General features: G+C 49.4%; 13 protein-coding genes. 5 read left to right on the forward strand and 8 right to left on the reverse strand.

Translation table 11 applies throughout. From position 1 onward, the window contains the following. Positions 1-708 precede the first annotated feature (708 nt). From ACN4EG_RS20710 to ACN4EG_RS20730, 5 genes are all read left to right on the forward strand, one after another. The gene (locus ACN4EG_RS20710) at positions 709-3,027 is read left to right on the forward strand and encodes an ATP-binding protein (RefSeq protein WP_431632090.1); all 2,319 of its coding nucleotides are present in this window, start codon (positions 709-711) and stop codon (positions 3,025-3,027) included. Beyond that, on the forward strand, positions 2,987-3,448 hold the full coding sequence (locus ACN4EG_RS20715) for a response regulator (protein WP_431632091.1): 462 nt from the start codon (positions 2,987-2,989) through the stop codon (positions 3,446-3,448). Before ACN4EG_RS20710 ends, ACN4EG_RS20715 begins: the two co-directional genes overlap by 41 nt. Further along, positions 3,394-5,460, forward strand: coding sequence for a hybrid sensor histidine kinase/response regulator (locus tag ACN4EG_RS20720; RefSeq protein WP_431632092.1), 2,067 nt, complete (start codon positions 3,394-3,396; stop codon positions 5,458-5,460). Before ACN4EG_RS20715 ends, ACN4EG_RS20720 begins: the two co-directional genes overlap by 55 nt. A gap of 144 nt (positions 5,461-5,604) precedes the next feature. Further along, positions 5,605-5,913, forward strand: a complete 309-nt coding sequence (locus tag ACN4EG_RS20725; RefSeq protein WP_431632093.1) for a transposase — start codon at positions 5,605-5,607, stop codon at positions 5,911-5,913. Between the two features lie 5 nt (positions 5,914-5,918). Next, positions 5,919-6,452, forward strand: a complete 534-nt coding sequence (locus tag ACN4EG_RS20730) for a transposase (protein ID WP_431632102.1) — start codon at positions 5,919-5,921, stop codon at positions 6,450-6,452. 621 nt (positions 6,453-7,073) lie between these two features. On the opposite strand, the gene ACN4EG_RS20735 is transcribed toward ACN4EG_RS20730, so the two are convergent. The 8 genes from ACN4EG_RS20735 to ACN4EG_RS20770 form a co-directional block, all read right to left on the reverse strand. After that, positions 7,074-7,349, reverse strand: coding sequence for a hypothetical protein (locus ACN4EG_RS20735; RefSeq protein ID WP_431632094.1), 276 nt, complete (start codon positions 7,347-7,349; stop codon positions 7,074-7,076). A 209-nt stretch (positions 7,350-7,558) separates the two neighbouring features. Continuing rightward, positions 7,559-7,906 (reverse strand): hypothetical protein, encoded by a 348-nt coding sequence (locus ACN4EG_RS20740; protein ID WP_431632095.1) that lies wholly within the window; start codon positions 7,904-7,906, stop codon positions 7,559-7,561. After that, positions 7,903-8,409, reverse strand: coding sequence for a hypothetical protein (locus ACN4EG_RS20745; protein WP_431632096.1), 507 nt, complete (start codon positions 8,407-8,409; stop codon positions 7,903-7,905). Before ACN4EG_RS20745 ends, ACN4EG_RS20740 begins: the two co-directional genes overlap by 4 nt. After that, on the reverse strand, positions 8,406-8,570 hold the full coding sequence (locus ACN4EG_RS20750; RefSeq protein ID WP_431632097.1) for a hypothetical protein: 165 nt from the start codon (positions 8,568-8,570) through the stop codon (positions 8,406-8,408). The genes ACN4EG_RS20745 and ACN4EG_RS20750 overlap by 4 nt, the downstream gene beginning before the upstream one ends. A 47-nt stretch (positions 8,571-8,617) precedes the next feature. After that, a complete protein-coding gene (locus tag ACN4EG_RS20755; protein ID WP_431632098.1) occupies positions 8,618-9,175 on the reverse strand; it encodes a hypothetical protein in 558 nt (185 codons plus the stop codon). A 109-nt stretch (positions 9,176-9,284) separates the two neighbouring features. Further along, positions 9,285-10,097 carry a hypothetical protein gene (locus tag ACN4EG_RS20760; protein ID WP_431632099.1) on the reverse strand — a complete coding sequence of 271 codons (813 nt, stop codon included), beginning with the start codon at positions 10,095-10,097 and terminating at the stop codon, positions 9,285-9,287. Beyond that, a complete protein-coding gene (locus ACN4EG_RS20765) occupies positions 10,084-10,845 on the reverse strand; it encodes a hypothetical protein (RefSeq protein ID WP_431632100.1) in 762 nt (253 codons plus the stop codon). Before ACN4EG_RS20765 ends, ACN4EG_RS20760 begins: the two co-directional genes overlap by 14 nt. 46 nt (positions 10,846-10,891) lie before the next feature. Then, positions 10,892-11,102: hypothetical protein (locus tag ACN4EG_RS20770; protein WP_431632101.1), on the reverse strand; the 211-nt coding region annotated here is incomplete at its 5' end.

Below are 11,102 nucleotides of genomic sequence, written 5' to 3' on the forward strand. Positions count from 1 at the left end.
AATGTTTCTGCTCTACTCGCCATTGCTAACCTGGGATATGCTCAAAGCAGGAATTGTCTTTATATCACTTCATTAACTTGATTGACTGAAATTAGCTGGAAAATTTAGTTGGGATGAATGCAATTGGAATAAATCTGGTTGGAATATAGGTCTTTATAGCGGGACGGGGATTGTCTTTGACGGACAATCTTAGACAATCTTATTCATTGAGAGCGTTCCTAGCTCCTTGCCTAAGGAAAACCTGGACACCATCCATTCACACATCCCTTGCTTAAGCGGGGAAATGAGGGGTTTAGTTCACCTGCGATCGACCATACTTTTCATCTCGTGAGACTGTCCAGATTCCGGATCATTGGTGACTGTCTTCGTTCAAAGACTGGCGGTTTTAACTAAATCGGTTCGTTGAGATTTTTGGTTGCTTTGATTTAAAGAAATTCGATTTTTATTTGCTTAATTTTTGAGTTGTTGGAATTTTTATTTGCCTCTAGGCCAATCACTTTTAGGCCAGTCACTTCATCCAGAATTGGAGTTAGTAAACGATTGGATTTAGTCAATAGATTAGAGCGGGTTGAGGTGGAGCCCTCTCGCACCACCTAGTATCGCCTCGTGATTATCCCGTCATTATCATTGCGTCATTTGTGCCGTAGCGCTTGCCCGTCTTGACGGTTCCGTACCTTGTCTATATCTCTACGTTGGGTAGTGTAAACCATGACCAGTTTTCCCTTTAACGTTCATTCCTTAGCGACAGAAGAAATTAATCTCACCCATCTCAAACAGCCTTCCATTCATATCCTGACGCAAATTCAGCCCCATGGGGTGCTGCTGGTGTTGCAAGAGCCGGAGCTAACGGTGCTGCAAGTCAGTCGCAATGCCTCCCGGCTCTTGGGGATCACCCCGGAACAACTTTTGGGTAAACCGCTGGATGAGATTCTGGATTCCTTCCAAACCGATCGACTGCGGCAGGGACTGTCCTATCAGAACCTGGACTTTATTAATCCCACCAAAATTTGGGTGCGGCTAGCAGGGGATCAGTATAGTGTCTTTGATGCTGTCTTCCACCGCAGTGCCGATGGCTTCCTGGTGGCGGAACTGGAGCCAGCGCTGTCTCAACATAACATTCCATTTTTGAGCTTTTATCACTTGGCGCGGGCGTCCATTAATCAACTGGAAAATACAGCCAATCTGAAAGCGTTCTATCAAATCATCGTCCAGGAGGTTCGCAACGTCACGGACTTCGATCGGGTAATGCTGTACAAATTTGATGACGATGGCCACGGGGAAGTGGTGGCGGAAGATAAGCTACCTGAAATGGAATCCTACATGGGCTTGCATTTCCCGGAATCCGACATCCCCAAACCCGCCCGTAAACTCTTTGTCTCCAACTGGATTCGGGTGATCCCCGACAGCCAAGCGGAACCGATCGACCTCTATCCCGCCCAAAATCCCGTTACCCATCAACCGACCGACCTCACCCAATCCATCCTGCGCAGTGCCTACAGTTGCCACCGCGAGTACCTACACAACATGGGCGTGGGCGCTTCCTTGACCATTTCCTTGATGAAGGATCAAAAACTTTGGGGTCTGATTGCCTGCCACCACCGCACCCCCAAACCTGTGCCCTATGAACTGCGCAAAGCCTGCGAATTTTTGGGTCGGGTGATTTTCTCGGAAATTGCCACGCGGGAAGAAGAAGCGGACTACATCTACCGCACGAAATTGGCGCAGGTGCAGTCGGCGTTGATTGAACAAATGTCCGAGGCCGATCACTTCATTGCGGGGTTAGTCCAGCACGAACCCAATCTGTTAGATCTGGTGGATGCAACGGGTGCGGCGATCTATTTCAATGGACGCTGGACCACGATCGGCCAGACTCCCGCCGAGGAAGAACTGAATTACCTGGGCAAATGGTTGGGAAAAAATATCGAAGAAGACGTGTTTTATACGGATTCTCTGCCGTTGCTCTACACCGATGGAGAACGGTTTAAGGACGTGGCCAGTGGCCTGTTAGCGATCGCGATTTCCAAACGGAGTTACGTGCTATGGTTCCGGCCAGAGGTGCTGCAAACGGTGAACTGGGGCGGCAATCCCAACCATGCCTATGAATTGCAACAGTCGGGTAACGACCTGCGTCTCTGTCCGCGCAAATCCTTTGATTTGTGGAAGGAAACGGTGCATCTCAAGTCCTTGCCCTGGCAGGCGATCGAAGTTAAAGCCGTTTTGGAATTGAAAAAGGCGATCGTCAATATCGTTCTGCGGCAAGCGGAAGAATTAGCGCTGTTGGCCCAGGATTTGGAGCGATCGAACGCAGAACTGAAGAAGTTTGCCTACGTGGCTTCCCATGATTTGCAGGAGCCGCTGAATCAGGTGGCCAACTATGTGCAATTGTTGGAAATGCGTTATGACCAGCAACTGGATCAGGATGCTAAGGAATTCATTGATTTTGCAGTGGAAGGGGTGAGTTTAATGCAAACCCTGATCGATGATGTGTTGGCCTATTCCAAGGTGGATTTGAAGGGGGTGGAATGGCAGTTAATTCAGGTGGAAACGTCGCTGAACCAAGCTCTGAGCAATCTGCGCAGCCGCATTAGTGAAACTGATGCTGTGATTACCTACGATGCGATGCCGACGATCGTCGCTGATGGCACACAGTTGATGCAGATGTTCCAAAATCTGATCGGCAATGCAATCAAATTCCGCAAGCCCCAGGTTCCACCTCGGATTCACATTACCGCCGAACGGCAGGAAGAGGAGTGGCTGTTCTCCGTCAAAGATAATGGCATTGGCATTGATCCCCAGTTTAGCGATCGCATTTTTGTGATTTTCCAACGCCTGCATACGCGGGATGAATATGCGGGGTCGGGGATGGGATTGGCCATTTGTAAAAAGATTGTGGAATGTCACCGAGGCCGGATCTGGGTCGAGTCCCAACTGGGTCAAGGGGCTACCTTCTATTTCACGATTCCCGTAGGAGGACGCGATCGCCATCATGCCAACGCCCACCGGAAGCAAAATTATCCTTTTGGTTGAGGATAATCGAGCGGATATTCGTCTGATTCAGGAAGCTCTCAAAAGCACCACCACGCCCTGCGAAATCGTTGTTGTGCGTGATGGCATGGAAGCGATGGATTATTTGCGGCAAGTGGGGGCATTTCAGGATGCCCTCTGCCCTGACTTAATTCTGTTGGATCTGAATTTGCCTCGCAAGGATGGGCGAGAGGTTTTGGCGGAAATCAAATCCGATCCCCATCTGATGCATATTCCTGTGGTGGTCTTAACCACGTCGCGCAATGAGGAGGACATTACCCATAGCTATGATCTCCATGTCAATTGCTATATTTCTAAGTCCCGGAACCTCAGTCAACTTTTCAAAATTGTGCGGGGGATTGAGGAATTTTGGTTAGAGACGGCTATCCTTCCATCCATTCCCACGGCGATCGAGCCCGCGTGAAAATGGATGTCACTGTACTCTTGATTGAGGATAACTTGGCGGAGGCGCGTCTGCTCCAGGAATTCCTCAAGGGGAGTGTGTTGCAACGTTTTCACCTCTGCCATACCCAACGCCTCGGTGAAGGGATGAAACAACTGGCGACGGCCACGTTTGATATTATTTTGCTGGACTTGACCTTGCCGGATAGTCAGGGGTTGAGTTCCTTGGATGCGTTGACCCAGCGGGTGCCGAGGCTGCCGATCGTCGTCCTGACAAATACGAATGATGATGAATTAGCCCTAGAAGCGGTGCGGCGCGGGGCACAGGATTACTTAGTCAAACGCACGGTGAATCAGGATTTACTAGTGCGGGCATTGTGTTACGCGATCGAACGGAAGCAGGCTCAGGAAGTGCTGCGGGAAGTCAATGAGAGTTTAGAGTTGCGGGTACAGGAACGCACCGCAGAACTGGCAGCCGCGAATGATTCCCTGATTCAGGAAATTGCAGAACGACAAAATATTCAGGAACGCTTGGAACTGGCTCAAAAAGCAGGAAAAATTGGTACCTTTGAATGGCAAATCGCCTCGAATCAGATTACCTGGAGTCCAGAACTGGAAATGCTATATGGCTATCCCATCGATCAATTCAATAATTGCTATGAAGATTGGCTGCAAACCTTGCATCCCGACGATCGGGAACAGGTGCACCAGGAATTTTGGCAGGCGGTACAACGGGAGCAGGCGTTAGATATTGAATTTCGGATTTTGACGCCCCAGGGAGAGATTCGTTGGATCGCGGCGAAAAGTCAGGTCTTTGCGGCTCGATCGGGGCATCCCTGCCGTATGCTGGGGGTGCATATCGACATTACGGAGAAGAAACAACTGGAAGCGCAGTTTCTGAAGGCGCAGCGGTTGGAAAGTTTGGGAACCCTCGCCAGTGGCATTGCCCATGATATTAATAATATTCTGACCCCAGTGTTGGCGGTGGCGCAACTGTTACCGATCAAGCTACCCAATCTTGACGATCGTAACCGTCAGCTTTTAACTTTGCTGGAAACCAGTGCCCATCGGGGGTCGGATTTAGTTAAGCAAATTCTCTCGTTTACCCGTGGGATGGAGGGGCAACGGGGGATTCTTCAAGTTAGTCACTTGTTAAAGGAAATTATTCAAATTATTCAGCAAACTTTGCCGAAGACGATCGACATTCAAATGCAGATGGGAGTGGATCTCTGGCCGGTGTATGCGGATGGAACGCAGTTACACCAGGTTTTTATGAATCTTTGCGTCAATGCGCGGGATGCCATGCCCCAGGGCGGTCTTCTAACCATTGAATTAGTCAATCAGGTTGTGGATGAGTCGATCGCGCGGTTGTATTTGGATGCGGAGGTGGGGAATTATGTGTTGGTGACGATCTCCGATACGGGGACGGGGATGGCTCCGGAAATTTTGCATCGCATTTTTGATCCTTTTTTCACTACGAAGGATATTGGCCAAGGGACAGGCTTAGGTCTTTCAGCAGTTTTGGGTATTGTCAAGAGTCATGGTGGGTTTATTGGGGTTCAGAGTGAGGTGGGTCAAGGCAGTCAGTTCCAAATCTTTTTGCCTGCTTGCCCATCTGTCCCGTCCGTTCCAAAAGATGCTGAGCTGAATCGTGCAGGGCAACAGGAGTTAATTCTGGTTGTGGATGATGAAGCAACTATTTGTGAAAGTATTCAGAATATTTTAACTGTCCATAATTACCAAGTTCTGACAGCCACTTCTAGTACCGTGGCGATCGAGTTGTTCAATACATACCTTTCTCAAATTCAGTGTGTGTTGTTGGATATGATGATGCCGACGATGGATGGGCTATCAACGCTGCAAATTTTACGGCAGCTTAAGCCTGATGTTCCAGCTATTTTAATGAGTGGCTTGCATTCCACTGAAGTGGTTTCCCAAGCGGAAGCAGCAGGCTTCCAAGAATTTATTGCTAAACCATTTACTCAAGAAATGCTACTGAGTACATTACAGCGATCGCTCCAGGTTACAGTCTGAAAGTAATTGATCGATGACAACTTATTAACCCGGCATCATATGTTGTCGAACATCCTAAAATCGAACAATTCTTCCCTATAGAACCCATTTGACATCTCTAGGGCCGTTCAACTAGCGTAGGGAGAGTGCAGTGAATGATTGACCATGCCCTACTCTAGTAGTCTCAGCGATGCCGAATGGCAAGTTCTCGAACCGCTCTTGAACGACATCTTACCGAAAAAGAAACGGACTCGTCCCTGCAACTGGAGCCAGCGAGAGATCATCGATGCGATTCTCTACCAACTCAAAAGTGGCTATAACTGGGGGGACTTGCCCCGAGACTTTCCCCCCTATTCCACGGTCTACTGGCACTACAAACAATGGCGCGATGCCGGTGTGTTTGACTCATTGATGGAGGCATTGCATGGACAAGTTCGGGTTCAAGTTAAAAAAAAAGTCAATGGACAACGCTAATCATCATTGATTCACAAGCCGTCAAGAATACTTGTAACGCCAGTGTTGCCTCTAAAGGGTTCTGTTCCTACAAAGCCACCAACGGCATCAAACGCCATTTAGCCGTTGATAGTCTGGGATTTCCCTTTTTTACCCACTGTACTGCAGCGAGTGTGACGGATGACCAGGGCTTGATTGAGATGCTGACTCACAACATCGACTACTTTCGGCAGAAGCCATTAGACTTGCCCAAAATCACGATTATGCTTGACCACGGTTATCATCCTGACAAGATTCAAGCAGCTTTGGAGCAGGTTTATCCTGAGATCATGAGCAAAATTCAGTTCGAACGGTCTGCTAAACCGACGAAAGCAGAAAAGGCTGCTCAAGGAAAATCGGGGTTTGTCCCGGTGGCGGTACGGTGGGTGATTGAACGCTCTAACGCATGGGTGGAACGCTGCAAGAATTTGGTCAAGAACTTTGAGTGGACGCTGGAACACGATCGAACCAAGCTCAATGTCTGTTTCATCCGCCTGATGGTGAAACGATTAGCCACTTAAAAAGATCTCAAATGGATTCTATAGCATTGATCAATTAATTTGGTATAGCAATCCGACGTGAATAGTGAGAGAGCTATCCAGAGGCTTCAAGGCTTTGAGCCGGCATCTGCTCATCAATCAGATCGGATTGCTATATTAGTGGATCTGTAAACATGGATGCTCATGTTGAACTAAACGATCGCGCCGATCACTAGAACCTTTCGCCAGACTGTGTGCTTATCCTTGTAGTGAACCTAAAAATTAGTGTGGCTGGCTGACCGAGACTTTGGCGATCGTCAATTGATGAATGATGTACGCAATGGTTTAGGGTGGGAATACGGCATCCCATTGAAACTAACTATCCAGGTCACTTTTGCCCGAAAACCGATTTCAGACATTGGTGGGCAGGGCAGCGGTCAGGGCTCAAAAGCAGCACTGGGGTGATGTACCCATCGATCGTGGTATCAGCTACCTGCAACTGGCTAGAAGTGCGTCAGCTCCTATCTTCGCCAAGGCTGAACGTTATGGCCCTAGGCAAGATGAACCGATCGAAATCCTGAGCTAGCAATTAACTTAAGCTTAGTTCTCACACCTTACTTTTATTTTATGGCTCAGGCGGGATTTGAACCTGCGACCTTGGGCTTATGAGGGGGCGCTTTTGCGCTCAAAAAAGCTTGTGATTAAAGTCTCCAGGCGAATAACAGCCCGGTTTAGAAGTTCGACTTCTTCCATAATCTGTCGCATGTTTTCGGCCTGCTGTTCCTGGTTCCGCTTCAAGTGGGCGAAATCGCGTTGAGCCGCGTATTCCTTGTTTTTCGCCTTAGCGTACCATTGGGCCATCCCCCACAACGTGCCCGATATTCCCGCTATACCTCCACCTAGAAAGGTGAGCACCGCCAATAGACTATTCAGATCCACTACGCAGCACCTCCATCGCTTTGATTAGGCTGATTTCGCTCTCAGCTAGTTCCCTCAACACGTCCAACGTGGCAATCAAAATCTCATATGATTCGATGTGCCCTTGCGCCAAATCTCGAAAAAATAAAGCCGCCTGTCTGCGTAGTACCGGGGACATGGGTTCTTATCAGTGGGTAGGGTTAGCTGGCAGAGGCACCCTGTTCTCGACTCTATAGCGCCGGAGTTGTATCGGGAATCAATAGGTTATCCAGGGCTGTTCCCGCCGCGATCGTCACCTTTAGGGAATAGGTGAAAGTTGGGTTCCCGTCCTCGGCTCCGATCGTCTTCGCAACGATCGCCACGGGGGGCAATCCTAAGAGCGATCGCTGTTGGTTCAGGTCTGTCTGAAACTGTACCGCCGCTTCGAGCAGCTTGGCGTATGTCTCTAATACATTTGTTTCAGGCGTGACTGAATCCCCCGTGACGCGGTTCGCATTGATTGTTAAGGGGAGGCCAAACCCTCCCCAAACCACCGCCTCGGCTGGAAGTTTCTCACCTAGTTGAGCAAAATTCATCATGGGGTTAAACCGTCTACTTTCACTTCTATTCGGGTCAAGTCAACCTTGATTGATTCCAATTGATCCGCTATCTCATCACCTTCTGTGCCGATGTACTCCCAAATCCCTAGGGTAAGGCGGGGTATCCAGCCATTAGGCTCAAATCGATAGCGATGTTCTGAGGCGTAGCGCGGGAATATCTGTAAGGCTGTGGTGTTAAGCGGGATGTTCCGTCTAGCGGTGTCGATCGCTGTGCTGCCTCCACTAATCCCAGGAAATACCAGGGTATCGTCTAGAGTCGCAGCAACCTCCTGAACCATGGTTCCAGCCGTTCTCCAGGTTGGCCTAGCTTCAATGTAAGTTGCCCCGATCGTCAAGATTCGCCCTGCGATCGTAAAGGGGATTTCAATGATGTCGATCGCTGGGATGCGGTAATTTCGCCAGCTATTGATATCCCCCTGGAAGGTCTGGAGGAACATCAATCGCCAGTTCCCCGCATCGCTTAACCGGACTATCAGGCTCATCCCGGCACCCACAGCCCAAAGACTTCCAGCGGATCGGCGTAGCGTTCGTTAATCCAGTCTAGGAAGGAATCTGGATCTACATTCCCTCGCATGAACTCGTTAACGATGTACGTCCGATCCATCATGGCCTGAACCTCATCATCCCAATCGGCTTGGGACATCCCAGGAACCCAGATAGTAGCCAGGTGAGATTCTAGGCTAGTTCTCATTACCCTACCCCGTTCCCAGTCCCGGATTCAGCAAACGGGTATTTCTCCCATTCAATCCAGATCCGACCATAGGCCCCTACGGTGGCTTTTTTAGAGTCTGAGACTGTATCGAATTTCGAGCGCACCCCGGATACAGTAGCCGCTGCCCCAGTATCGGAAATAGGCGCGCTAAACGTACTCTGAACGCTACTACCACGGGTGCCACGGGCATAGCGGATATAGGGCCGTCCACTGCCACGGGCCCGCACAACTTCCGGCGTACCATCGGCCTGCATCGCTTTAATTAGCGTGGGGCGGAAGCCACGGGGGGCAACCGGATCGACGACATCCGGGTTCGACAATCCCAGCGCTGCAATTCCGCCGAAGAATGCTATCCCAGCTTCGGAACCTTGCACGGTGAAGGGGCGAGCACCAAAGATGCTGTTGTACTGGACTGGTTGCTTAGGGCGTCGCTGGCTGACTGTGCCGTCTTCCCGTAGGGGTGGTTTATAGGCTTCACGGGCGCGAGCGTACTGCAAATCGCGTTCAAGTTCCCGTACTGATTTACGTCGAGACATAGGAGTTCCCATCTAGTTCGTTGTAAACCGTTCTAGCACAGGTTTTTAGCTGTTTTTTTCAACCGGATACCTTAAGGTATCCAGAAAATTTTTGCAATTATCCGCGATTCTACGCAGTCTCTAGGGCTTTTTTCCGACTACCTCCGACTGTGACCAAGTTGATTGCATTCGGAACCCCATGCAGATGCAATGCTGCGTATCTGAACCTTACGTCCGCTCGTGGCCGTTGCCTTGGGAGTCTGCGAGATTTGCCGTAAATCGTTTTAGATGGGGGAACAATGGGAAAGTTCCGTTTGGACTCGTGAACTGTCAAATAGTCCCAGTCAGGGGTGTGTGCTCGAATATCTAGGACTTGCTCAATAACTCGTCTTGCCTCAGTTTCAGATGTCACATAAAGTTTCAAGTTGTAGCCTTTTTTTGCGTCCTTGTAAGTGCACATTGTTCGACCTTTCTTCCAGACAAATGGAGGCGTAGCCAAAACTGATTTAATCCTACGCGCAAGGTTACGCGCTTCAGTTGGCGTGACGTTCTCATACTCAGGTTCTGTCAACCTAAAGGAAATCTCACCCTCTACCTGTGGGTATCCGCTTTCTGTCTGGGTTGCAGGCTCAAGGAAATAAAGTTGAACCTGGGGCGCGAAGGTGTAGCGTTCCTGAAATGTGGTGACGGGTAAGCCGTAGATGTCGGGCTGCAATGATTTTGCATGACCAGCGGTCACTTCAAACAACCACAACCGCAATTGAGTCATCACGGAAGTATCCTCGTCTTTCATCAGGCAGGCATGACGCAGGCTACTTCTGGGAGTCGATAGATCGTCATCTACAGTGATGTCGCTAAAGTAATCCCTAACCTGTTTGTTGTGGATTCGTAAAATCTGATTTTGCAGATGTTCCCATTCTGAAAAACCGTTAGGCAGTGGCATCTTCGTTTCTCCCTAGGTCACTGTCAGTTACATCTTGCCCAGCGCTAGCTGTCTTGGTTGCGTCAGCCGCGTCTTTGGTCGGTTTGTTCTCTGTAGCTGGCTTGGGTAAGCCATCCTCTATGGCTTTCTTGAAATCATCCTTCTGTTGTGTTAGCTGCTGGAATTCATCCTGGATGCTAATCACTTCACCTGCTACCCCGGTCAAACTGGATGCTGCATCATCTAGGCTCTCTAGATTCTCTCTAACCCGTTCGAATTTGCGTTGCCATGCTGTTTGCGCGGTTACCCGTTCAGCCATCCATGGATAAGCACGTTCACCGACTACTCCGAAATTTTTCAAAGCGTTGCCGATTCTGCCTGTATTCTCGGCAGTCCATTCTGCAATGCTTTGAGCTGAATCCATCATGCTCCTAATGCTCCAAACGATGTTAGATGCGGTTGAGATGATGCGGTTAAACTTAATCCAGTTTTGCTTGGTACCATTCCAGACTTCTTCCCCTAGAGCGCGTTTCAGGAATTCATCGGTACTTTCTCTCAGGATTTCATTTACATCGATCATTTGTTCGGCATCAACAAATCCTGTTAGCCGTCCGATTGCTGTTAAAACTGTTGAGGATGCATCCCCTAGTGTTGATGCTAAATTGCGCGATAGCATTGCTGCATTATGCAACGTTGCGATTGTATCTACCGTTTGTAGAACTCGCTGAATTCTCCCCCCTTTCTCGATTTTGTCTAGCGATTCACGCATGGCTACGATTTGCTTACTTTGCCATTGGGCAAACTCTGCAAACTTCTCATGAACTTGTATTGTTTCCTGTGTTTGAGTTCTCCCTAATGGCGTTGCATTCAGGGATAGTACTACCGTTGATGTTTTCACATCCTCCCGATAGGCGCAGGTGGGAGGATTGGGCGGCGGCGGATCGTCCAGGGGCGGCGGCAATGTTGGTGGGACGGCGGAACAGGAAGAACAGGCCCGATAGCAACAGGATGGGGAATACTAGGTTT

Source organism: Alkalinema pantanalense CENA528 (assembly GCF_050753345.1).
Lineage (GTDB): Bacteria > Cyanobacteriota > Cyanobacteriia > Leptolyngbyales > Leptolyngbyaceae > Alkalinema > Alkalinema pantanalense.